Source organism: Leeia oryzae DSM 17879 (assembly GCF_000376945.1).
In the GTDB taxonomy this organism is placed as follows: domain Bacteria; phylum Pseudomonadota; class Gammaproteobacteria; order Burkholderiales; family Leeiaceae; genus Leeia; species Leeia oryzae.
Map to the genome: position 1 here is coordinate 178,539 of NZ_AQXU01000025.1, position 23,433 is coordinate 201,971.

Below are 23,433 nucleotides of genomic sequence, written 5' to 3' on the forward strand. Positions count from 1 at the left end.
ACCGCCCTTCCCCCCCGCTCCAGCCCGCCCCTGTGCGGGCTTTTTCTTTGTACGTTCGCATCAACAACACCCTTTAATGTGTTTTTTTGTGCATTTGTGTTTTTTTGTGTAATTTGTGTGTAATATGGTTGTGTTGTCATTCTGTTTCGACGTACCGCCTGACTGTAACCACCTGTGATGAGGAGTTCACATGAATCGCTTCAAGAAACTGTTTGCAAGTACCTGCCTGATCGGCGCGGCTTTTTCGGCTGACGCCACCGAACTGACACACTGGCCTGCAGATGTGGCTGCCAAGCTCAACGCCATGATCAGCAAAAATGCCAATACCGGTGCCTATGCGGTATTTGATGCCGACAACACCACCTACCGCTATGATCTGGAAGAATCCTTGCTGCCGTATCTGGAAATGAAAGGCGTGCTGACGCGCGAGAAACTGGACCCGTCACTCAAACTGATCCCGTTCAAGGACACGCCAGAATTCAAGGAAAGCCTCAACAGCTACTACTACCGCATGTGTGAAGTGGATGATCTGGTATGTTACCCATGGGTGGCCCAGGTATTTTCCGGCTTTACCCTGAAAGAACTCAAAGGCTATCTGGATGACATGCTGGCCGAAGGCAAGCCGATCCCGATCAAGTATTACAGCGGTGACAAGGTGGTAGAAGGCACGGTCAACCCGCCCAAGTTCTATACCGGCATGCAAGAGCTGTACAACAAGCTGCAGGAAAACGGCATCAAGGTGTACGTGATGAGTGCCGCCAGTGAAGAACTGGTACGGATGGTGACGGCTGATCCTAAATACGGCTATAACGCCAAACCGGAAAACGTCTTCGGGGTTAACCTGCTGCTGAAAGACAAATCATCCGGCGCGCTGACCACCTCCCGCCTGCAGATCAAAAAAGGTAAATACGACCAGGCTGGCAACATGAACCTGGAACTTACGCCTTACCTGATGAACCCAATGACCTGGTACGAAGGCAAGATGGGCACCATTCTGGGCTGGATCGATCAGTGGAAAAAACCGGTGCTGGTGGCTGGCGACACCCCGATTTCAGACGGCTACATGCTACTGAATGGCACCGACATCGACAAAGGTGGCGTCCGTGTGTGGGTGAACCGCAAAGCCAAGTACATGCCAGTCATCCAGAAATGGTGGGAAGACGCAGCCAAGCAACAGGCGGCACTGGGTCAACCCGTCACCGCAGACAAGAACTGGCTGGTAGTAAAACCTGAAGACATTCAGTAAACCGGCCCGTTAACCGTTGTAGCACCCAGACAGCGACAGGGTTGGCATTGACAAGGCCCTGCGTCAAAAAGAAAAACCGCCGGCAGGTATTTCCTGCCGGCGGTTTTTTTCTGCTTACCTGGACGTCAATCACACCGTAACAGAATCAATCATCATCTTTGTCTTTATCATCACTTTTGGCCGCAGCATTTGCCGCAGGTTGTTGCTTCAGTACATTTTCAGCAGGCTTGGCTGGCACCTTGCTCGTCGCCACGGCATCATCGCTGCTATCGCCAGAATCATCCCCCGCTTCCAGACGGTTATCCTGGAACAAGGGTGCAAACGCAGGCATCTTGCCCAGCATGCTCTTGGCACCGCCGTAACCGGCCACCAGGAAACTACCCACAAACGCGGCCAGTAACAAACCCACCAACACGCGACTGGTCTTGATGCCTTCACCGGCATTGGCCATTTTCTTGCCGGTTACCATGGCTTTGGCCAGGTTCTCTTTATGCAGAATGCTGCTCACCACCACCGCTGCCACATGCACAATCACCAGCCCCAGGAATACATTGCCCAGCAGTTGATGAAACTCGCCCACGTCTTGCGTATCGGAGTAGGTCAGCCAGCCGGTCAGCGGAGTAGCAATGCCCAGCAGCAACAAGGCAATAATCGCCAGGGCACCGGCCGGATTATGGCCAACATGATGCTCCGGGTTGCCTGCCTTGATGGCCTTGAAGTAGCGGATGGCTGCCGCAGGAGAACGGATAAACTGGGTAAAGCGGGCATACTTGGTACCAATCAGCCCCCAGATGACACGGAATACCACCAGCGCCGCAACGGTATAACCGGCCAGGATGTGGATATGGCGGTTGGCCTCACCCTCAGAAGTAATGTAAGCGGTCAGGAAACTGGCCGCCAGCAACCAGTGAAATACCCTGGTCGGAATATCCCACACCAGCACTTTTTCCGGCATTTTCATCATGACTTCCTTTTCTCAATGTTCATTAACGGTTTTTGTGTGGCAGTTGATTGCCTGATGCAATGCTGCCTTGTCTTGCCAGTCTGATCAGGGTGTTACTCCATCCTGTATCAGACCGTTCACGTTCTTGCTTTTTTGCGGGAGACCCACACCAACATGCGGGAGAACATGTCAGCATGGGCACTCAAACCGGCATTACAGCGCCATGCACCCAATCACCTTTTGTGTGCATGGTGGCAGAATACGCCGCTTTTCTTAAGTCAACCTTAAGGCATTATGCAGACTGCAACATGGAATGAATAGTAGTGCGCCTGCACCTGCGTCAAGGGCATGTGGATAGTTCGTGGCACTGTCCACATGGATACTGGACATCCACGTGGACAGCCTGTGGACAAACAGGCTAATCAACTGATTTTAAACACATATTACACAGAGATTAAAAAACAGGCATCCCTGTATTGGCATGCACACAGAAGCTGGATGGGTCTATGGATAAGCTGTGGATAAGACACCCAAGCACATGATCCACAAGGGCTTTTTTAGCACGCTTATTTTTTAGGCAGAAATTAGTCTGCAAGGCCATCCCGTCAGGTCCTCATGCCCGATACAGGCATAAGGCAAGATAGTTCACATTAGGGCTTAACAAGCATGGGGAAAGGCTGTGGATAACCACAGCAACCCGTTGTAAATAAAGCATTTATACTGTATTGCCTGTTTTTTGATCAACGCGAACCACGGTTCAGCCAGCAATGGTCGACTGACAGCTTGCCTGCGCCGCTAGATACCAGCACCAGCAGCATCAACCCCCATTGCCAGTGATCAAAGAGCCCGCTTGTCCATTGCCCCTGTGGCCCGGTTAAGCCGTGCCAGTAAGAAATGACCGCCATCAGGTTCAAGACAAACAGGCCACTGGCGGCAAAACGACTCATCAGCCCCGTGACCAGCAACACCGGCAACAGCAGCTCGCCCGCAGTGGCCAATGGCGCAGCCACCGCTGGCGGTAGCAACGGTACATGGTATTCATCGGTAAACAGGGCAATGGTGGTCGACCAGTCCTGAATCTTGGTCAGTCCGGACAAGAAAAATGCCCGCCCGATTTCCAGACGCATCAGTAACAGCACCAACGGCAGCAATACCACCCCAACACGGCTGATCAGCTGATCCAGCGCCAGTAAATGTCTTTTCATGAGTGAACTCCTTCGGCAAGGCGAATGTCATGCAGGGCTTGCCATGACAGCAATCGGGCCAGCAGCGGCCCGGGCGTAAAGGCATCATCCAGCGCAACGGCAGCATCGACCGCCTCGGCAAAAGTCGCACCTGCCAGCATGGCTTCTATGGCGCTGGCGTCACTGGCAGTCAGTACCTGCGGCATACAGCCGTCCGAGGTCCGACAGACCAGCACCGCACCACCTCCTTGTGCCAGGTTGACCGGTGGCGACTCGGTTTGCCCTGGCTGGTGGTATGCCCAGATGTCAAACAACGGCCACGCAGACGTCAACAGGCGAGTGGCAGGGGTAAAGCGAAAGCAGAGCTGGCCGACCGCGTCAGGCGGTACCTCTGCCAAACGAGCCGGATCGAACAGCGACACATCCGGCGCATAGTAAGCCCGGTGTAATGCCCATTCCAGCCGGGCCACGTCCGGCAGATAAGGCAAATGGGCCGCAGGCGGAAACTGCCCGACCCAACGATCAAAATCCGCACCATCGTCATGCAGGTTGGCGGACACCGCAGGTGTGGCCTTTACATAGGCAGCGGCCATGGCTTCAAAGAAAGGCTCACCCACCAGTTGCAGCAAAATAGGGTAACTGGCTTTCAGCGCCTCCACACGGTTCAGCAGATGGTTGCGCTGGTACGCGCCGACCCGAGCCTGACTGGTCACATCCAGCAAGCCCTCTGGCACCTCTCCGCCCCGGGCAACCCGATAGAAGCCATCCAGCTGTTTAGCGAGCGTCTTCATGACCGGCCTCCTGTGCGCGGGTTTGTTGCAACCAGGCCTGCTGCAAGGCGGCCTCAACCCGGTCTGCTTCCTGTCGTAGCTCAGCCAGGGCCGGAATATTACCATCCCGCTCCAGCAGGGTCGGCACGGGCCCGAACCGCTGATAGGCCTCTGCCAGCAGCTGCCAGACCGGCTCAATCACCGGGGCATCGTGGGTATCCAGCAAAAATCCGTCCGCCTGGCTGTGTCCGGCAATATGGATTTCCCCAATAGCCGGCGCCGGCAAGGCGGCCAGAAAGTCGCCGGGGGAAATACCCAGATTGACGGCATTCACGTACACATTGTTGATGTCCAGCAAAATGCCGCAACCGGTACGCCGGCTAAGCTCTGCCAGCATGCCGGCTTCATCCATGGTATGCCAGGCAAAGCGGACGTAGGCCGAGACGTTCTCGATCAGGATGGGCCGCCCGAGAGCGGTCTGGACCTGGTCTACCCGCTCGCACAACAGGGCCAAGGCCTCTTGCGTATACGGCACCGGCAGCAAATCCGGCAAATAGCCTTCTGCGGTACGGTTCCAGCACAAGTGCTCGGACACAACGGCGGGTTCAATCTGCCGCACCAGCTGCGTCAATTGCCGCAAATGGGTCTGGTCCAGCGGTGTCAGGCTCCCCAGCCCCATGCCGACCCCGTGCAGGCTGATCGGGTAATCCTGCCGTAAGCCCGTTAGCACCGCGAGGTTGGTGCCGCCCTCAAAATAGTTCTCGCTGTGCACCTCCCACCAGGCCACATCCGGACGGGTTTGCCACACTTCCTTGACGTGCGGGCTACGCAGGCCGATACCGGCGGCGCACGGGAGATCAGAAAAAGCAGGGTTCACGCGAGCATCCATTCAAGAAAACCAACATCCGACAAACACAGGGTATCTCCGTGACTACGCCAGATATCCCGTGCTACTTGTCACCTTCGTCACTTAAAGCAACAGGTGGCGCCGTCCCGGCTTTCCGGCCCAGCTACCACCTGCTTCATCGCCCGATAGCGAACTGCCTATTCAGCGACTTTCCCGCCCATGTTCACGCAGGTGCCCATGGGGACGTTTTTCCAGTCGCCCGCGTCGTTATCCATGGTGGCCTGACCGGCACAGCTATGGCTGCCGGTGATGCTGGCGCAATCGTTCTGGCCAGCCTTGGCCACGCCAAGACATTTTTCCATGTCGCCGTCGGCAAACACACTGCCGGATGCGCCGAGCATCATCAAACCGGTCAAGGCACCCAGCATCATTTTTTGTTTGGTTTGCATTTTGTTGTGTCTCCTGAGTCATTATCGGGTCATTTCCATACGGGGCGGGGCCTTGCATGCCCCTTGTCCCGTCTTGCACCACTTCATCACACCCGCGGCCACGGACGGTTTGCAGCCCAGCGTGGCCAGCAGGCAAGATGCCTTACTTCACCATACCGCCCATTTTCTGGCAGGTACCTTTGGCCACGTATTTCCAGTCGCCGGCATCATTGTCTTTGGTGGCTTGCCCGGCACAGCTGTGGCTGCCGTTCACACTTGCGCAGTCGTTCTTGCCCGCCTTGGCCACACCAAAACATTTTTCTTTCATGTCGTCTGCGTGTGCCGTCCCGACAGACAGACCCAGCGACAGCAAGGTACTCACGGCGCCCAGCATCAAAGCTTGTTTCTTATCCATGTTCCATACTCCTGATTAAGTTTGGTGATACGATTCTGGTTTAGACTATCCGTTAACCGCCAGATTAGTATGTCTGCGCTAACTGAGCAAATAGTCGGGCGAGTTTTAAGATTCTTACAGCCTGTTGCAAAAAATTTTAAAATTTTTCCGGATGGTTTGTTTGTCCTGTTTTTAAGTCAAAGATTCACATGAGCAAAGCATTTACCAAAGAAACCGATCAGGACGATGACGACCTGCCCGCTGGCGTGCCGCCCATTCCACCGGGCAGCAAAAACTACATGACGCCCAAAGGGCATCGCCGCATGCTGGATGAACTCCGCCATCTGGTGTCTGTCGAACGCCCTGAACTGGTGAATATCGTCAGCTGGGCCGCCGGCAACGGCGACCGTTCTGAGAACGGAGATTACATTTACGGCAAACGCCGGCTGCGGGAAATCGACCGGCGTATCCGTTTTCTGACCAAGCGGCTGGAAAATGCCGAAGTCGTCGATACCACGCGCAAAGACACGGACCAGGTCTTTTTTGGGGCCACGGTCACCTTCATGCGCGATGGCGGCGATGAAGAAACCATCAGCATCGTCGGTCTGGATGAACTGGACCCGACCAAAGGCTATGTGAGCTGGATTTCCCCCATTGCCCGCACGCTGACCAAAGCGCGTGAAGGCGACACCGTGATCCTGCAAACCCCGGAAGGGCCGCAGGAACTGGACATTATTGCTGTTGAATATATAGAACTGGACTGACATGCTGCCGCCGCGCTTTGAACCGTCGCTGACTGCCAACATGGAAAGCAAGGGGAGCCCTTTGCTGTTTGCCTTTCATCAGAACGAGCTGTTTGTGCATGAAGGCGAAGCAATGCGCTTGCCCGAGCAGCTGTTACTGAATGACTATACCCACCATTACATTGGCGATCTGGACGGGCGTCACTGCTTTGCAGTAGACATCCCCGCCAAGGAACCGCATCAGGGGCAATGGCTGGGGCTGCGGGCGGCCTTTCTGCATCTGGAAGAACCTCTGGTGTGGGTGGCGGCACGCGCGCTACAGATACTGGAATGGGATCGCAACCACCGTTTTTGCGGCCGTTGCGGCACGCCAACGCATATCAAGCCGGGTGAGCGCGCCCGGGAATGTCCGTCTTGCGGGCAACTGGCCTACCCGCGCATCAGCCCGGCCATGATGGTACTGATTACCCGTGGACGGGAGCTACTGCTTGCCCGCGGGCCACACTTTCCGCCGGGAGTTTACAGCGCCCTTGCCGGCTTTGTGGAGCCGGGCGAGGCCGTCGAACAGACCATTCATCGCGAAGCCATGGAAGAAGTCGGCGTGAAGATCACCAATCTGCGCTACGTCAGCAGCCAGTGCTGGCCGTTCCCGCATTCGCTGATGCTGGCCTTTGAGGCCGATTACGAAAGCGGTGAACTGGCACCGGACGGTATCGAGATTGAAGACGCAGGCTGGTTTGATATCGACGCCCTGCCGACCCAGCCGTTCAAGTACAGCATTGCCAACCAGCTGATCAATACCGTGGCAGACGAACTGCGCGCCCGTTATCCGGCCTGAGTCGCCCGCCACTCATGCATGCAATAGACCGGCGGTGCCTACAAGGGCCGCACGGGGATGCAAATATCGCAACTAAAGATACCCGTCTCCGGATCATGGCGGGATGAGGCATCGAAATACTCAAAACAGGGCCGGTCATCCAGAGTCAGGCCGCTTTGCGGCAGCCAAATGCCCATGATTTCCTTCCAGGCGATGAAAATATCCGGAATCTTTCCTTCAAAGCGCCGCACCGCATAGCGGCCACCGGGCAATATCTGGACCGTGGCAGGGGCACTTACCGCCATATCATCCGCAATGACCACCGCCGCATCGTAACGGCACTTCTCTGCAGGCGTCACGCTCGGGTCGTCATAGCCGATCCCGTATTTGGGACTATCCAGCAGGTCATGCGCTTGCAGCCAGGGCACAAATGTCTCGCGCCAGAAATCGTTGATCGCCTGCCCGTATGGGCCAATCTTGCGCAGGGTGGCTACGCGGGTGGGGGGTAGGGTTACCAGTTTAACGTCCATCACACATTCCTTGTTCATGATTACGCTTGCAGTATGCGGCATGGGCAAGACAGCAAACTGATGGGGATTGCGCTGTAACTGATCAGGATTGCGCATTGCCAGTTGCAATGCATGAAACGGAGACGGCAACGCAGCAGCCCACTGCCCTGCACCACCTCTCCGCCAACCACTGGGCGTACATTGAAAGTGTGACTTGAAAGCCCTGGCAAAGGCCTCTCCGGAAGAAAACCCGACCGAAACAGCCACTTCCAGCACAGAAGTACGTGGCTGCAGCCGCAAACGCCGGGCCGCTACTTCCAAGCGACGCCGACGAATATAATCCCCAACGGTTTCCCCCATCCAGGCGGCAAACATCCGGTGAAAATGGAACGCAGAAAAATGCGCTACCGCAGCTAAGTCGGGCAGTTCTAGCGAAGCCTCCAGATGCTGGTCGATATGATCCAGCACTTTGTTCATCCGGTAACTATACTCTTGCAGGCTCATGAGATGCCCATCATCCATTTATATGGATAGCATGGTAACACTCAACCATGCCGCTACTGCTGATTAGGCTTGCTATCCTGCCCGGATGAGCCAGAAGATACTCAAACCGCCCGGTTAATGATCATGTAAAACTTCTGCACCGGCGTCACCGCTTCAAACACGCCCTTGAAGCCGCAGGGCACCACGGCAGACTGCCCGGCATGGATATCCGTCACCTTGCCGTCTTCGTCCACCATGCGGGCATGGCCTTCAATGATGGTAAACAGCTCTTCTTCGCCCGGGTCGCACACAACCTTCCAGCTACCCGCCTCTGTGGTCCAGACACCGGCAAACACGTCTTCACGGGCATTGGTATAGTGGTTGAAGGTCTGGCGTTTCGGGTTGCCCTCCAAGCGGCGTGCCTCAGTTGGGTAGTCGGTTTCGCCTTCAACGGCCATCTGGTGCGGGTCGATCAGGGTAATCTGCATAGGAGTCTCTCTTGTCTGTGAATGTAACGTGTCTGGATGAGGATAGGCCTCATCCGGCTTACAGGTAATCTTTCAGGCGGAACCAGGCCATGGCCAGCACCAGCGCCGGTGTTCTCAACAAGTCGCCGCCCGGGAAGTCCTGATGTTTCAGCTTGCCAAACAGGTCAAAGCGTTCGGCCTGCCCGGCAATGGCGTCGGCCATCAGCTCGCCCGCCAGCCCGGTCACGTTGACACCGTGGCCGGAGAAGCCCTGAGCAAAATATACCGTAGGGGCCAGACGGCCAAAATGCGGCGCCCGGCTCATGGTGATGTCGCAAAAGCCGCCCCAGGCATGTTCAACCTTCAGGTCTGCCAGCTGCGGAAACACCTTGAGCATGTCAGCGCGCATGGCATTGGGCAAATCCCGTGGCGCCATTTTGGAATAGCTGACCTTGCCACCCCACAACATGCGGTTATCCACGGTAGTGCGGAAGTAATCCAGCACAAAGCGGCTATCACAAATGGCTGCACGCGCTGGCATCAGGGCCTGGCAACGCTCCGCATTCATCGGCTCGGTGGTAATCACATAGGTGCCTACTGGCATAATCTTGCGTGCCAGCGCCGGAGACAACTTGCCGATATAGGCATTGCAGGCCAGTACCACAAAGTTCGCCTTGACCGAGCCTTGCGCCGTTTTCAGCAGGTGCTGACCGTCTGCCTGATTAGACATCTCCAGCGAGGTCACTTCCGAATCCTCAAACAGGCGAGCCCCCGCTGCCGCTGCGGCACGGGCCAAGCCCAGATTGTAGTTGAGCGGATGCAAATGCCCGCTGTCAGGGTCATACAGGCCGCCCAGATACGCCTCGGACTGGATAAACCGGCCCAAGCCGTCTTTGCCGACGTATTCAAAACGGTCATAACCAAAGCGGGTGGCGGCTTCTTCTTGCCAGGCTTTCTGTTCTGCCACGTGGCGCGGCTTGTTGGCTGCGTGGAAGTAGCCGGTTTTCAGGTCACAGTCGATCTGGTGCTGTGCCACCCGCCGCTTGATGATATCCAGTGAATACTGGCCCATCTGCCAGACTTTCTGCACATCGACTTCCGGCATGTACTTGGCAAACTCGTCCATGCCACTGGCAAAGCCATAGATCATCTGCCCACCATTGCGGCCACTGGCGGCCCAGCCAATGCGGGCTGCCTCCAGCAATACCACCTTATAACCTTTTTCGGCCAGATTCAGCGCGGTGGAGACCCCGGTCAGCCCACCGCCCACCACACAAACATCACAAGCAATGTCTTCCGTCAGGCTCGGGTAACGGGTCGCATCATTCACCGTCGCGGCATAGTAAGAATCCACGTGTGGTTGTTGGGCAATCTGGGTTAATGACATGGGGCTCACCTTCTGAAAATGGACGCTAAACGACTTAACGAGCCGTTTTAAATTTAATAAAGCTTTGAGTCAGGTTACGCTGCTCATCCGCTGGAATGATTTTCTCCGGCACCAGCATTTTCATCAACCCGGCCGGGATATACACCGCCGGATCACGGGCGATTTTTGTATCCACCAGTGCCGTTGCCTTGAGATTCGGGTTGGCATAGTTAATTTCATTGGTAATGCTGGCCACCACGTCCGGGCGCAAGATAAAGTTGATGAACTTGTGGGCATTATCCGGGTGCTTGGCATCTTTTGGAATGGCCAGATTATCTACCCACATGACCGTGCCCTTGCTGGGGATGACATAGCGGATATTCTGCCCGGTTTTGGCTTCTACTGCGCGGTTACGTGCAATCAAGGCGTCACCGGAAAACGCCAGTGCCACACAGACATCGCCATTGGCCAGCAAGTCAATCGGGGACGAATTAAACATGCGGATATCCTTGCGCACCTTGATCAAGGCTTGCGTGTTGGCTTCCAGACTGGCCTTGGAAAAATCGTTGGCAGATTTGCCGAGATACAGGTTTTGCATGGCATATACGTCTGACGGCAGATCCAGAAACGAAATGCCACAGGCTTTTAGCTTACTGGTATACGTCGGGTCAAACACCAGCCGCCACATATCCGTTGGCAAATCCCCGCCCAGTGCCTTTTTGACCTTGTCCTCGTTCAGGGCCAGCGCCGTCGTCCCCCACATATAAGGCACCAGTACCTGGTTACCCGGGTCTGCCAGTGTCAGTTTTTGCAAAATACTCGGGTCCAGATTACCGTAATTGCTCAGCTTGGACTTATCGAGCTTGCGGTGTACGCCCAGCTGAATCTGCTTGCCGGCAAATTCATAGGATGGCACCACAATATCGTAACCACTTTTGCCGGTCAGCAGTTTGGCCTGCAGTGTCTCATTGCTGTCATATACATCGTATTTGACCTTGATGCCGGTCTCTTTCTGAAAGCGGGCCAGCGTATCCTTGCCGATGTAATCATTCCAGTTGTAAATGTTCAGTACCGGTTCTTCGGCGGCCATGCTGGCCATAGCCGACAGACAGCCCATGGCCAGCGCACATGCTTTTAGCAAACCCGTATATTGTTGGGGGAAACGCATCCTCTACTCCTCTTTTTTTGGATGATGGTGAACGACAGGAAATCATGCGTGCAGCAGCAGGTGACGGCGCTCCCAGGAACTGATGACCTTGAAGAAGGTTTCGTACTCCAGTTCTTTGGTCTGCAGGTAGGTATTAACAAACTGACGCCCCAGAATCTCTGCCATCGGTTCGCACAATTGCATACGGGTCATGGCCTCTTCCAGATTGCGGGGCAGCTCATAAGGCAGATTGTAGGCATCCGTATCAATCGGGTCCGTGGCCTGTAGAGCCTGCGTCATGCCCAGATATCCACACGCCAGCGTAGCGGCCATGGCCAGATACGGGTTGCAATCCACCCCGGCGACCCGGTTTTCCACCCGCCGAGCGGCCGGGCTGGATGCCGGAATCCGAAGACCGACCGTCCGGTTGTCATAGCCCCATTGCACATTGATCGGTGCGGCGGTAAACCGTGACAACCGCCGGTAGGAATTCACAAACGGGGCAAAAATCGGCATGACAGCCGGAATATAGGTTTGCTGCCCGGCAATGAACTGGAAGAATTTTTCGCTGGCAGACCCATCGTCACGGGTAAAAATGTTCTTCCCGGTATGGATGTCAATCACGCTCTGATGCATGTGCATGGCACTGCCCGGCTCGTTTTCCATCGGTTTGGCCATGAAAGTGGCGTACATCTTGTGCCGCAACGCGGTTTCCCGCACGGTACGCTTGAACAGGAACACCCGGTCGGCCAGATTCAGCGGGTCACCATGCAGAAAATTGATTTCCATCTGCGCCGCCCCGACTTCATGAATGAGGGTATCGATCTCCAGATCCTGCAATTCACAATATTCGTAAATGTCTTCGAACAAGGCATCAAACTCATTCACGGCATCAATCGAGTACGCCTGACGTCCGGTCTCTGCGCGTCCGGTTCTGCCAATTGGCGGTTGCAGTGGCAGATCCGGGTCTTTGTTCATGTCCACCAGATAAAACTCCAGCTCAGGCGCAATCACTGGCTGCCAGCCTTTTTCTTTGTAAAGCTGCAAAACGCGGCGCAAGACATAGCGTGCAGAAATTTCCACCGGGGAGCCATCAAAGTGGACACAGTCATGGATAACCTGAGCGGTCGGGTCAATCGCCCAGGGAATCAGGCGGATGGTGTCGGGGTCAGGAATGCAGACCATATCGGGATCCGTCGGACCCGTGCTGGATTCGTCCGGGTAGTCACCGGTCACCGTTTGTTCCAGCACGGCCACCGGCATGCGCATCGCTTCGCCATGCTCGAATTTGCTGCGCGGGATGATCTTTCCTCTGGCAATGCCGGTGGTATCCGGGACGATACACTCCACTTCGGTAATGGCATGTTGCTGGAGAAATTCAGAGATCTTGTCCATGAGGGTTCGCTTTGCAGATGTGTCTGTCACGACACGGAATCAATGACCTGCAAAGTCTAAGAAGCTTTTGGGGATGTGTATGTCCTCAGATTTGAGGACAGAAGAACAACAAACAGGCTGACAGGCTCAGGTTGCCCATCTGAAAAGGTCATGCTGGGTCGTAATGTCCAGCTTGGCAAACGCACGTAACTGATAAGTGCGGGCTGTGGGCACAGCCACCCCCATGTTCTTTGCAATGGCCGGTAACTGCTGGCCATCCAGCAAGGCCAGGCACAGGCGGTATTCCTGGGGAGACAAGCGCACGCGCAACCGCTCTAGCTTCTGCTGAAAACGCAAGGTAACCGACCCCTGGCTGGCCAGCGCCTGCAACTGCTGAATCCGCAGATGCTGCACCAACAGGGGTTGCACCAGCTTCCATAATTGCTTGAGGGTCGAGAGTTCCTGTAGTGAAAAACGTGCCGCCCCCTGCCAGCGATACAGCGCCATCATCAGCACATCGTTGCCAAACTCGCACAGCAGGTCACAGTCCACCGACTGGCCGCCTGGGTAACAATCGGCAAGGTAGTCGGGGCTGAGCTGGTCGGTACCGGACACAAACAGGCATGGCTCTGTCAGAGACTCAATCACGGAAAGCGCGGGGTCTTCTTGCCAGTAGCGGGAAACAAAGGCTTGCAGTTGCGGATACTCATGCAGATGCTGCTCTTGTGACGACCAGTAAAGCGCTTGCACTTCACTGACCGCATGGCCCCGTGCAGGACGCACGTAGCGATAAATATTAAGCTGCTGATGGGGTACCTGAATGCACAGCCACTGAAACATCAGGTCAAGAAAATACGGTTGATCCAGCGCTTCGATCAACGGCCCCAGCTCGCCACTGACATCCAGCACACTTTGCCCCGTGACGTTTGCAAGTCGGGTCATCGGCCAGATCCGGCACAGGCTGCGTCAGCAAAGGTTAACCCTGCTACCGTCAAAAGTACATTACGCCTGAGCATCAACCGTGCTTACCGTGTCGGCAGGTTCAACAGGCGGCACAGGCGGATGCAGCCTGCGCCAGCGTATCCAGACAATGCTATCGCTGACCAGCTGCTTGCCCACCTTCAGGGCATGCGACCCGGTCCATACCGCCAGCCAGCAGCCAAGTATGGCCTTGATGGTGATCTGTTCCGGCTTGGCATCCAGTGCAAAGCTGATCACCAGCCAGAACAGCACCCCGCCCGCCAATAGACAAAGCCAGCCGAATGCAACATCGAGCCAGTTCAGTGTTGGTTGTGGGTCATGGGTCTGCATAGCGGCATTATAAGCTAGTTGTGCAAGATTCTGCATGTCTCTCGCATGAGAATCTGCCATCAGGAAAAACGGCGTGTAACGGACTTGAGATGCATCAAACCATGCACCATCCCTACCCACCATAATCAAAGCATCGGAAGACTTCAGATCCGGCTATTTGTCTCTACAGGAGCCTGTCCACATGACTGATCTCACCCCGGTTGCGCTTTTATCGGGCACAGGCATACCCATGGGCTGCATTGCGGATACCTTGCTGACCGCGGGCCATGATCTGGTCTGGCACAGCCCGGAAGCACCACCCGCCAGCCTTTGCTATCATGCAGAACGGCAAGGCAAGCGCCTGTTGCGCATTCAGGGAGATTTGCACGCGCCGCCAGCCGCCGCAGCCCTGTTGCGGGATATCCGCCAAAGCATGGGCCAGCTGGATCTGGTGGTGCAGATACCGCAACACCGGGCCACCTTGCCGTTTGGCAGCGGGCATGTTGACACCATCGCCCAGCAGCTCGAACCGCTGGCGGATCTCGCCATCGCCGCCGCGCCTCTGCTAGAAGTCACCCAGGGTAGTCTGATCTGGTTACTGGACTGGCCTCTGCTGCACCAGCAGATGAACTGGCAGAAACAGATTGCCCACGCCACTCTGGAAGAAGCGGTACGGGCACTGGCACAAGAACTTGCCCCCGACATCCGGGTCAATGCCATCCGCTATCCGTCCTACCACCTGAAGCCGCCGCCCTCTGATGACCCCTTGCAACATAAACGCCTGTTGCATCAGGTCGCGCTCAAACGGCCACTGCATGTTGAAGATATTGCCGATGCAGTGAAATACCTGGCTGGTGCCCGTTACCTGACCGGGCACATCCTGCCGCTGGATGGCGGCTACAGCAAACCCTGACACCGCGGACAGCGGTTATTTCATCCGCCGCAAGACATGCGCTTTGGAGGTATAGGCGCAATACCCTGGACGGGGTCCGACCTCCGGATGCCGACGACAGGTGTTCGGCCGCTTGTCATAGATGGTACACAGGCGGGTTTCCTGATCCAGAAACAGGCAATCGCCATTGGTGCGTTGGGTGAGGGTAAATTTGCCATGCTTGAAGTTGAAATGCTGGATGATGCGCTGCTTTTCCAGCCGTTTGGCGATGCCCTTGATCGGCTCTTCCAGCTCGAACTCGTCCACCAGACCCATGCGCACCAGATCCGGCAGTTTTACCTCCACCGGCATGGCACAGCAGGACGCCATGCAATCACTGCATAATCCGTTCCGGTACTTTACCCAGGTAGAAAGACGTTCAATATCGGCCACACTCAGTCCTTGCAAAAAACACGTTTGGCGGGTCAACGACTTCCCTGCCGCTGCCGCCCACAACACCGGATTTTACCCTAAATTGCAGTCCGGTCTGCCGGCATCTGCTCACCTTGCCCCCATTGGCCAGCAGCAAGGCTCTGCATGCCGACTCCCCCGAAGCCATCAACATGGTTTAAAATATCGTCCATTATCCCGCCAGCGATAGGTCTCCCTTGACTGCCCATACCGTCGATGCCTCCCCTGTTGTCCTGATTACCGGCGCAGCCAAGCGTGTTGGCGCCTGCATTACCCGTGCCTTGCATAGCCGCGGCCTGCGGGTGGCCATTCATTACCGGCACGCCCGGGAAGATGCCGTGCAGCTGACCGATGAGCTGAACCTGATGACGCCTGGCAGTGCCGCCTGTTTTCAGGCAGACCTGCTGGATACGGACGCCTTGACCATGCTGGTAGCGGATGTAGTCACCCATTTTGGGCAACTGGATTATCTGGTCAACAATGCCTCCAGCTTTTTTGCCACCCCGCTGGGGGAAATCACCGATGCCCACTGGGATGACCTGATCGGTTCCAACCTGAAATCTCCGCTCTGGTTAAGCCAGGCGGCCATGCCACACCTGCGAAAGCAGCAAGGTGCCATCGTCAACATGGCGGACATCCACGCCGAACGCCCGATGCGCGGACACGTGGTGTACTCGATTGCCAAGGCCGGCATCGTCGCCATGACCAAGTCGCTTGCAGGTGAATTGGGGCCGGATGTCCGCGTGAACGCTGTCGCCCCAGGCGTTAACCTGTGGCCTGAGCATCACCCAGGCTTTGACGATGCCACCCGGGCCGAAATACTCTCCCGAACCTTTCTGCAGCGTGCGGGAACGCCGGATGACCTGGCTGGAGCGGTCACCTTTTTATTACTGGATGCCCCATATATCACTGGCCACGTGCTGAACGTGGATGGTGGACGTAGCGTTTATCTTTGAAAGAACAATCGTGCGCAAACTTTTCTTCCGCAATTTACGCCTGATGGCCTCGATCGGTTTTTACCAGCACGAGCGTCTGCGTCGCCAGACCATCCACATCAATCTGGAGGTCGAGCTGGATGATATCCGCCTGCCGGCAGATGACGTGCAGCACTCGCTGGACTACGACTACCTGCGGGACGGCATCGTCGAGCTGGTCAAAAGCCGACACTTCAACCTGCAAGAAGCACTGGCCGAAAGCATTGTCGACCTGTGCTTCACTTGCCCGGAAGTCAACGCAGTCTGCGTATCTACCGCCAAGCTGGAAGCCTACCCGGATGTAGAAGCCGTGGGTGCCGAAATCCGCACCTCACGCCAGGACTGGCCAAAGGCCCCCTGACATGGCACTCTTCAAGACACGCCGCAACAGCAGCGGCCAGGAATCGGTCGCCATCAACATCAGCGAAAAAGGTGGTATCCGCTACCTGCACCTGGGCTCGGAAACCGTGCAATCCGCCATGAAGATTGCCGACCCGACCGAACTGGTACTGCCGTACACGCGCTGCATGATGGCCTTCATGCTGTTTAACGACCGGCCAGAGCGGGTGGTCGTACTGGGACTGGGCGGCGCCTCGCTGCCCAAGTTCATGTACCGGCACTTGCCCGATACCATCATCGAGAACGTCGAACTGCACCCGGAAGTCGCCGCGGTAGCCCGCAGCGTGTTCATGCTACCCGACGACCCGACTCGCCTGCCGATTCACATCGGGTGTGGTGGTGCCTATATTGCCAATCAAAAGGATCACGCCGACATCATCATGGTGGACGGCTTTGGCAGCCACAAACTGGCAGACAACTTGTGCAGTGACGAGTTCTACCGCAATGCCCGCGAGGCACTGACCGCCAACGGCATCCTGATGGTCAACCTCTGGCGCAGTTCGCCACAGTTCCAGATGCTGGTAGAACGCATCGGTGCCATTTTCGAACAGCGCCTGCTGGTCCTGCCGGACTACCGCCACGGCAACACCATCATTCTGGCCTTCAAACAGGACCAGCACAATCCGGGCAAGGCTTCCTTGCGAGAACTGGCCGAAACGCTGGAAGAACATGTCGGCCTGCCGTTTCCGGAACTGCTGGAACGCATGATCGAAGAAAACCCGCAATCACCGACCCAACTGTTGATTTAGCCCGCTTTCTGCCATGGTGTTGTTGTGCACAGCACCGTGGCAGGCACATTTGTTGCTAATAAACTGGTAAAAGTCGACCAAATGTGAAAAAATCACATCAGTTCAACAGTTTTATCAAGGTGATAACTATGCTCGATCGCGACGGTTATCGCCCCAATGTCGGTATCATTCTGTGTAATCACAAAAACCAGGTCTTTTGGGGCAAACGCATCCGGGAACATTCCTGGCAGTTTCCACAAGGGGGCATCAAGCATGGCGAAACGCCAGAGCAAGCGATGTTCCGCGAGCTGGAAGAGGAAGTGGGCTTAAAACCCAGTCATGTCCAGATTCTGGGACGAACACGTGACTGGCTTAGATACGATGTACCCACCAGCTGGGTGCGTCGTGAATGGCGAGGGAGTTATCGGGGTCAGAAACAAATCTGGTTTTTATTGCGCCTGACCGGGCGTGATTGCGATGTCTGCCTGCGTGCCAGTACGCATCCTGAATTTGATGCCTGGCGCTGGAGCAGTTATTGGGACCCCCTGGAAACGGTTATCGAGTTCAAGCGCGATGTCTACCAGCGCGCCTTGAGTGAGTTATCCCGCTTCCTGAGCCAGCAACAGCACCAACGGCGTCTGGAACAATAGACGTCATCTGCCGTGTGAAACATCAGGCAAGCGCCCGGTTTGCCTGATGTTTTTCTCTATCATGGCAATAGAAAAAATCAATCGATTATTTAATATCATCTGCTTTTTTTTAATGAAAAGCCCGCTATACTAACGAAATAGCTGCAGCACCATCATCCTGTCATAAGACCTGCAGATCATGATGTTTACGCGGCATGACGGCTTTCACTGGCGGATGACATGCGCGTGTTGCAATCCCCTTTTTTGCTGCCTGCACCGTGAGTGCCAGGCGGTTTACCTTGAAACTTGGAGAATGACTTATGGCAACTTTAGTTGGCAAGCAAGCACCGGACTTTACCGTACCAGCCGTATTGGGTTCTGGCGAAATCGTAGAAAACTTCAGCTTCTCTAAAGCCACTGCAGGCAAATACAGCCTGGTGTTCTTCTACCCGCTGGACTTCACTTTCGTATGTCCGTCTGAGCTGATCGCGCTGGATCACCGCATGGATGCATTCAAGTCCAAAGGCGTTGAAGTCGTTGCTGTTTCTATCGACTCACACTTCACCCACAACGCATGGCGTAACACCCCAATCAACAATGGCGGTATCGGCGCAGTCAAATACACCATGGCTGCTGACATCAACCACGCCATTGCCCAGGCTTACGGCGTTGAAACCGATGATGGCGTGGCTTTCCGTGGCGCGTTCCTGATCGACAACACCGGTAAAGTACGCGTATCTATCGTGAACGACCTGCCCATCGGCCGTAACATCGACGAACTGCTGCGTCTGGTTGACGCCATCCAGTTCACCGACGAGCACGGCGAAGTGTGCCCAGCTGGCTGGAACAAAGGTGACAAAGGCATGCAAGCCAGCCCGGACGGCGTTGCTGCCTACCTGGCAGGTAACGCAGACAAACTGTAATCCGGTTTCTGCTAAGCTTGTTCTGAAAGGCCTGCCTGTGCGCAGGCCTTTTTTCTGCGTAAAAGTATAGTGCTTCTTGGATCGCTTAATCCAGTGTCAGTATCTGTGGCACATATTCACCACGTTGCAGCACCCGGATACATGCAGCCACCACATCACTATCCAGTTTGTGCTGATCTGATAACCGCTGGATTTCTGTCATGGCAGCCTGCAAACCCAACGATGCCCGGTAGGGCCGGTCTGACGACATGGATTCCACAATGTCGGCGACGGTGATAATCCTGGCCTCCGGCAAGATCGCATCCCCGGAAATGCCTTTCGGGTAGCCGGAGCCGTCCAGATATTCGTGATGTTGGCGAATGACATCGGCAATCGGCCATGGGAAATCAATTTTCTTGAGCAGGTGATAACCGACTTCCGGATGCAGTTTGACCAGCGCGTACTCCTCGCGGTTTAGCCTGCCCGGCTTGTTCAGGATTTCGGCCGGCACCTGGATTTTGCCGAGATCATGAACCAGACCAGCCAGATACAGCCCCCGCAGACGGTCTTCATCCAGCTTTAATTCCTTGCCGATTTGCTGTGCCAGCGCAGCCACATGATTCTGATGCCCAGCCGTGTAGGGGTCTCGCTGTTCCAGCACGGCAGCTACTACCGCCAAAGCGTCTTCCAGGGCCTTTTCCAGCTTGCGTGACTGCTCTGCCTTTTGCAGCAAGGCGGCCTGATAAGCCTGCCGAGTACGCCGGGACTCCACCCCGTAGGCCAGATTGGCGGCAAACTCTTCCAGCAGCAGTATTTCATCTTTGCCAAATGCATCGGCCTCTTCGGCATAGACGACCAGCGCACCCGTCACCTGGCCATGCGTGCGTAGCGGGAGCGAGATGGAGGAGGCAATGGCATAGCGTTGCGCCTGTTTTAGCCAGGGCAGGAAATTCTCGGCACTGGCGGCCTGATTATTGACGATGGTTTTCCCAAGCCGGATGGATCGTCCTGTCGGACCATTACCCAGCGGAATATCCGACCAGTAGACTTCAAGCCCTTGCAGATAGCCCATCGCCCTGCCCGCAGCGGCCAACACCTCTACCTTGCATTCGGGGGCTGGCCCGGCCTTGGCAACCCACGCCAGGGGGTACATGTTTTCAGACGTGATGGCGTCACACACCTGCTGCAGCATTTCCGTCTCGGAGTCTGCATGCACCAGTGCATGATCGCAGTGGCGTAGCGCCTGCAACACCCAGGAGCGCCGTCGCAAGGCTTCGGATGCGAGCTTGCTCTCGGTAATATCGGTAAAAGTCACCAGTACGCCGGTAACCTGCCCTTCGGCATCAAAGACCGGCGCTTTTAGCGTATGCAGCCAGCGTAATTCGCCATTGAGAATGTAGCGTTCTTCGAATGAATGCTCTGCACGTCTCGCCATGACGAGGCGGTCATCCGCACGATACTTTTCTGCCAGGTCTGCCGGAAAGAAATCAAAATCATTTTTGCCGGCCACGCCATCTACGGAAACGCCGAGATCCTCGGCATAGCGCTCATTGCAAGAAACATAGTTTAGCTCGGTATCCTTGACGATGATGCGCTGGGGCAGCTGGTTCACCAGCTTGCGGAACTTGTCTTCATTCAGCGTCCGCGCCTGCTTCATGACCAGTTGCTGCAGCATCTGGATGTAATCGTCTTCCAGCTGCTTGACCAGGTCATGCTCATCGAGCAGACCAGTCACCGCGCCCGAGAAATCATCCAGCACCACCAGACGGCGAATCCCGTCTGCCTGCATGCGGTTTGCCGCATCCAGCAACGAGCTGCTTCCGGAAATCGTATGTACCGGATGGCTCATGATCTGGGTGACGGGAGCGCTACCCAGCCCCTGGCGGAATGCGTGCACCATGTCGCGTTCGGTAACAATGCCGGCCAGACGTGCCCCCTGCATGATCAGCACGGTCGTCATGCGCTGGCTCAGCATGGTCTTGGCCGCCTCCTGAATACTGCTTGTATCGGGCAGCATGAGGAAATGGGTACTCATGGATTGAGACACGGTCAAACGCCCGACAAAGCGCTCTACCCCGAGTTTCTTGCGGAAATCTGCTTCCGAAATCACTCCCTGGATATGACCTTGCTCGTCCTCCACCACCAGATGGCGAATGCCGTGCACCATCATCTTGTGGTATGCATCATGGACTTCGGTGTTTTCCGACACCGAAATAATCTGTTTGACCATCACCTCTGCGACCAGTGTATCGCCCGGCATGCCGAGACTCAGCATGCGGGTGATGTCTTTTTCGGTCAGGATGCCGTCCATACCTGCCGCACCGCGAATCAGGATACTGCTGACACCGGCGTGTTCCATCTTTTCGCTGGCGGCAATCAGGCTGGCCGTGTCCGGTAACGTCACCAGGCTGGTAGACATGATGTCGCGTACCAGGCGACGGTGATGTGCGTCCATTTCTGGAAACTGGATGTCTGACTGGCTCACGTTAATTCCTTCGCTTTAAACTCGACCAGTTGATACCCCTTTTCTTCAAACAGGGTAATGCAGATATTGGCGATATCCGCATCGAATACTTTACCCGCACCGTCTCTTAGCATCTCCATTGCATAGGGTACATCGTAGGCTCGGCGGAAAGGCCGGTGAGACAGTACCGCCTCGACACAGTCTGCCACCCGCAAAATGCGCGCCTCCAGCAGAATCTGGTCTCCGGCAAGACCACGGGGATACCCCGAACCATCCATGCATTCATGATGCTGATAAACCATTTCAGCAATCGGCCATGGGAACTGGATATCCTTCAGAATGTTAAATCCGGCCTCTGCATGCAGCCGGATGAGCGCCATTTCCTCGGGAAACAAGCGTCTTGGGCGGGTCAGGATTTCGGCCGGGGTCTGGATTTGTCCGATGTCATGCACCATGGCGGCCAGACTCAGGCCTTCCAGCTGGTGATCATTCATCCCGAGCACTTTACCGATGGCCACCGACAAATCACTCACCCGCTTTTCATGCCCGGCGGTCAGGATATCCCGGTGCACCATGGCAGTAGACAGTGCGCCAACCGCCTGCTCCAGCGAAGACCTCAGCGCCAGGTTTTTTTCTTCCAGTTCCTGCTGGGCGCGCTTGCGCTCGGTAATGTCGCGCAAAAACGCATAGATACACCCCCCGTCATCAGGGGCATACGCAGCGGTAATCTCCACCGGCCACTCTTCACCATTTTTAGCCCGATGTGTGGTTTCGAACCGGGTTTTACCCTGTGTTTTGATAGACGCGAGCGCCACAGTAATCTCATCGGCCGTGAAATGCGTATCCAGCTCATAGACAGACATCTGCTGCAGCGCCTGCAGCTGGTAACCAGAACGCTGCAGATAGGCTGGGTTGGCGTCCAGTATCTGTCCTTTCAGGGTGTAGCGCATCAAACCGTCTGCATAGAGCGTCACAATGCCAAGGCGCTGGGCCACCACTTCCAGCGAATAGCGGCTTTTTTCATCCATCATGAAGTAGCGATACTGCAGTTTCAGTAGCCAGCCGATAAAGCAGGTACTGGAAAACTGGACGGCAAACAGGACAAAGGCTTTGTACTTCAGACCCTCCATCGAGGGTACGCGGGACAATTGCAGGTAAAACGACACCGCCTCAGACAAGCCTGCCGCAGCCCCCAGCAGGATCAGCTCGCGCAGACCCGGCCGGTTGATACGTGGTCCGGGGAACAAATAGCTGACCACCAGCAAACTCAACAGATAGCTGGTGATTTCCGTCATGGCAGATGCAAAGGTGAACACCCCGCTCAGGCCAAGATAAGACAATTGGATAACCAAGACCCAGAAGCCTATCCAGGGTCCGGCAAAACCGGTCACGATGGCAATCACCGATGAACCTAGATCAAACCGGGCATCACCGGACAGGTGTGTATCGATAAAAACAGCAATCAGCGCGATAAGAGCGTAAAACAGCCGGGTGATCCGCGACCAGTTCTTTCTGGACACCCGTCCCAGCAATTGATGCTGCACGGCTAGCAAGATGAAAATGGCCAGCAGCGACAACGTCATGGTGGGCAAAATGGAGAGCAATTCGTTCATGGGTGCGGGCAAAACCTTTATTACAGCATGGATATTCAAAACACCTTTTACTGTAGACGGTTAGCAAGATATTGCAACTCGAATTGGTCAGTTAGACAGTGAATATACAAATAACCGTTCGCATTCCTTAAATATCAAACTCACGGGTGTTAATGGATTGGTATTACTAACCATGACATATCAAATGTCATATGCTTTGTTATGAAACTTTCAGCAATACCATCTCAACCTTAAACGCTGAGAATAACAGCTGTTCCGTGTCATGGCGTACACGCATGAACCCGTAGTCAAACATCTACCTTTCAAATTGCCGCCGCATCAGAACTCAAAGGGGGTAGAAACAAGCCCACAACATTCAGACCTTATTGAAATTC

Annotated in this window: 25 protein-coding genes; 9 read left to right on the plus strand and 16 right to left on the minus strand. The window is 55.5% G+C overall.

Features of this window, described 5'->3' with window-relative positions; genetic code table 11:
- Positions 1-190: 190 nt before the first annotated feature.
- Positions 191-1,246, plus strand: coding sequence for an HAD family hydrolase (locus tag F552_RS0114255; RefSeq protein ID WP_018152429.1), 1,056 nt, complete (start codon positions 191-193; stop codon positions 1,244-1,246).
- Positions 1,247-1,391: 145 nt separating this feature from the next.
- Here the strand turns inward: F552_RS0114255 and F552_RS19485 are convergent, their stop codons facing one another.
- The 6 genes from F552_RS19485 to F552_RS0114285 form a co-directional block, all read right to left on the minus strand.
- Entirely contained in the window at positions 1,392-2,210 is an 819-nt protein-coding gene (locus tag F552_RS19485; protein WP_156802337.1) for a cytochrome b/b6 domain-containing protein, read from the minus strand.
- A gap of 719 nt (positions 2,211-2,929) precedes the next feature.
- A complete protein-coding gene (locus F552_RS0114265; protein ID WP_018152431.1) occupies positions 2,930-3,394 on the minus strand; it encodes a DoxX family protein in 465 nt (154 codons plus the stop codon).
- Positions 3,391-4,164: an HvfC/BufC N-terminal domain-containing protein gene (locus F552_RS19490; RefSeq protein WP_018152432.1), complete on the minus strand. Its 774-nt coding sequence runs from the start codon at positions 4,162-4,164 to the stop codon at positions 3,391-3,393. Before F552_RS19490 ends, F552_RS0114265 begins: the two co-directional genes overlap by 4 nt.
- Positions 4,148-5,020, minus strand: a complete 873-nt coding sequence (gene bufB / locus F552_RS0114275) for an MNIO family bufferin maturase (RefSeq protein ID WP_018152433.1) — start codon at positions 5,018-5,020, stop codon at positions 4,148-4,150. The genes F552_RS19490 and bufB overlap by 17 nt, the downstream gene beginning before the upstream one ends.
- Before the next feature lie 167 nt (positions 5,021-5,187).
- Positions 5,188-5,439, minus strand: coding sequence for a BufA1 family periplasmic bufferin-type metallophore (locus F552_RS0114280; RefSeq protein WP_018152434.1), 252 nt, complete (start codon positions 5,437-5,439; stop codon positions 5,188-5,190).
- A 142-nt stretch (positions 5,440-5,581) separates the two neighbouring features.
- Positions 5,582-5,833, minus strand: coding sequence for a BufA1 family periplasmic bufferin-type metallophore (locus tag F552_RS0114285; protein ID WP_018152435.1), 252 nt, complete (start codon positions 5,831-5,833; stop codon positions 5,582-5,584).
- A 254-nt stretch (positions 5,834-6,087) separates the two neighbouring features.
- Between F552_RS0114285 and greB the strand changes: the two genes are divergently transcribed.
- Both greB and nudC read left to right on the plus strand, forming a co-directional pair.
- Positions 6,088-6,576: a transcription elongation factor GreB gene (gene greB, locus F552_RS0114290; RefSeq protein ID WP_211208315.1), complete on the plus strand. Its 489-nt coding sequence runs from the start codon at positions 6,088-6,090 to the stop codon at positions 6,574-6,576.
- A gap of 1 nt (position 6,577) precedes the next feature.
- A complete protein-coding gene (nudC, locus tag F552_RS0114295) occupies positions 6,578-7,393 on the plus strand; it encodes an NAD(+) diphosphatase (RefSeq protein WP_018152437.1) in 816 nt (271 codons plus the stop codon).
- A gap of 38 nt (positions 7,394-7,431) precedes the next feature.
- Here the strand turns inward: nudC and F552_RS0114300 are convergent, their stop codons facing one another.
- From F552_RS0114300 to F552_RS0114330, 7 genes are all read right to left on the minus strand, one after another.
- Complete coding sequence (locus F552_RS0114300; protein ID WP_018152438.1) at positions 7,432-8,385, minus strand: AraC family transcriptional regulator; 954 nt, start codon at positions 8,383-8,385, stop codon at positions 7,432-7,434.
- Positions 8,386-8,486: 101 nt separating this feature from the next.
- Positions 8,487-8,852 carry a cupin domain-containing protein gene (locus tag F552_RS0114305; protein WP_018152439.1) on the minus strand — a complete coding sequence of 122 codons (366 nt, stop codon included), beginning with the start codon at positions 8,850-8,852 and terminating at the stop codon, positions 8,487-8,489.
- A gap of 58 nt (positions 8,853-8,910) precedes the next feature.
- On the minus strand, positions 8,911-10,218 hold the full coding sequence (locus F552_RS0114310) for an NAD(P)/FAD-dependent oxidoreductase (RefSeq protein WP_018152440.1): 1,308 nt from the start codon (positions 10,216-10,218) through the stop codon (positions 8,911-8,913).
- 34 nt (positions 10,219-10,252) lie between these two features.
- Complete coding sequence (locus F552_RS0114315) at positions 10,253-11,365, minus strand: polyamine ABC transporter substrate-binding protein (protein ID WP_018152441.1); 1,113 nt, start codon at positions 11,363-11,365, stop codon at positions 10,253-10,255.
- A 42-nt stretch (positions 11,366-11,407) separates the two neighbouring features.
- Positions 11,408-12,739 carry a glutamine synthetase family protein gene (locus tag F552_RS0114320; RefSeq protein ID WP_018152442.1) on the minus strand — a complete coding sequence of 444 codons (1,332 nt, stop codon included), beginning with the start codon at positions 12,737-12,739 and terminating at the stop codon, positions 11,408-11,410.
- 126 nt (positions 12,740-12,865) lie between these two features.
- Positions 12,866-13,660, minus strand: coding sequence for a helix-turn-helix transcriptional regulator (locus tag F552_RS0114325; RefSeq protein ID WP_018152443.1), 795 nt, complete (start codon positions 13,658-13,660; stop codon positions 12,866-12,868).
- Between the two features lie 60 nt (positions 13,661-13,720).
- Positions 13,721-14,065 (minus strand): hypothetical protein, encoded by a 345-nt coding sequence (locus F552_RS0114330; RefSeq protein ID WP_156802339.1) that lies wholly within the window; start codon positions 14,063-14,065, stop codon positions 13,721-13,723.
- Between the two features lie 145 nt (positions 14,066-14,210).
- Between F552_RS0114330 and F552_RS0114335 the strand changes: the two genes are divergently transcribed.
- Positions 14,211-14,921 (plus strand): SDR family oxidoreductase, encoded by a 711-nt coding sequence (locus tag F552_RS0114335; RefSeq protein WP_083917518.1) that lies wholly within the window; start codon positions 14,211-14,213, stop codon positions 14,919-14,921.
- A gap of 15 nt (positions 14,922-14,936) precedes the next feature.
- Here F552_RS0114335 and F552_RS0114340 read toward each other — a convergent pair whose 3' ends face one another.
- Complete coding sequence (locus F552_RS0114340; RefSeq protein ID WP_026182752.1) at positions 14,937-15,332, minus strand: YkgJ family cysteine cluster protein; 396 nt, start codon at positions 15,330-15,332, stop codon at positions 14,937-14,939.
- Between the two features lie 215 nt (positions 15,333-15,547).
- Here F552_RS0114340 and F552_RS0114350 point away from each other — a divergent pair, with 215 nt between their 5' ends.
- The 5 genes from F552_RS0114350 to F552_RS0114370 all read left to right on the plus strand — a co-directional run bounded on the left by F552_RS0114350 (position 15,548) and on the right by F552_RS0114370 (position 19,003).
- Positions 15,548-16,306 (plus strand): pteridine reductase, encoded by a 759-nt coding sequence (locus tag F552_RS0114350; protein ID WP_018152448.1) that lies wholly within the window; start codon positions 15,548-15,550, stop codon positions 16,304-16,306.
- A gap of 10 nt (positions 16,307-16,316) precedes the next feature.
- Entirely contained in the window at positions 16,317-16,685 is a 369-nt protein-coding gene (locus F552_RS19495; protein WP_169333605.1) for a dihydroneopterin aldolase, read from the plus strand.
- 1 nt (position 16,686) lies between these two features.
- Positions 16,687-17,472: a fused MFS/spermidine synthase gene (locus F552_RS0114360; RefSeq protein WP_018152450.1), complete on the plus strand. Its 786-nt coding sequence runs from the start codon at positions 16,687-16,689 to the stop codon at positions 17,470-17,472.
- A gap of 128 nt (positions 17,473-17,600) precedes the next feature.
- The gene (locus F552_RS0114365) at positions 17,601-18,101 is read left to right on the plus strand and encodes an RNA pyrophosphohydrolase (protein ID WP_018152451.1); all 501 of its coding nucleotides are present in this window, start codon (positions 17,601-17,603) and stop codon (positions 18,099-18,101) included.
- Between the two features lie 299 nt (positions 18,102-18,400).
- Entirely contained in the window at positions 18,401-19,003 is a 603-nt protein-coding gene (locus F552_RS0114370; RefSeq protein WP_018152452.1) for a peroxiredoxin, read from the plus strand.
- An 85-nt stretch (positions 19,004-19,088) separates the two neighbouring features.
- On the opposite strand, the gene F552_RS20160 is transcribed toward F552_RS0114370, so the two are convergent.
- Complete coding sequence (locus F552_RS20160; RefSeq protein ID WP_018152453.1) at positions 19,089-21,467, minus strand: HD domain-containing phosphohydrolase; 2,379 nt, start codon at positions 21,465-21,467, stop codon at positions 19,089-19,091.
- Positions 21,464-23,059 carry an HD domain-containing phosphohydrolase gene (locus tag F552_RS20165; RefSeq protein ID WP_018152454.1) on the minus strand — a complete coding sequence of 532 codons (1,596 nt, stop codon included), beginning with the start codon at positions 23,057-23,059 and terminating at the stop codon, positions 21,464-21,466. The genes F552_RS20160 and F552_RS20165 overlap by 4 nt, the downstream gene beginning before the upstream one ends.
- Positions 23,060-23,433 lie beyond the last annotated feature (374 nt).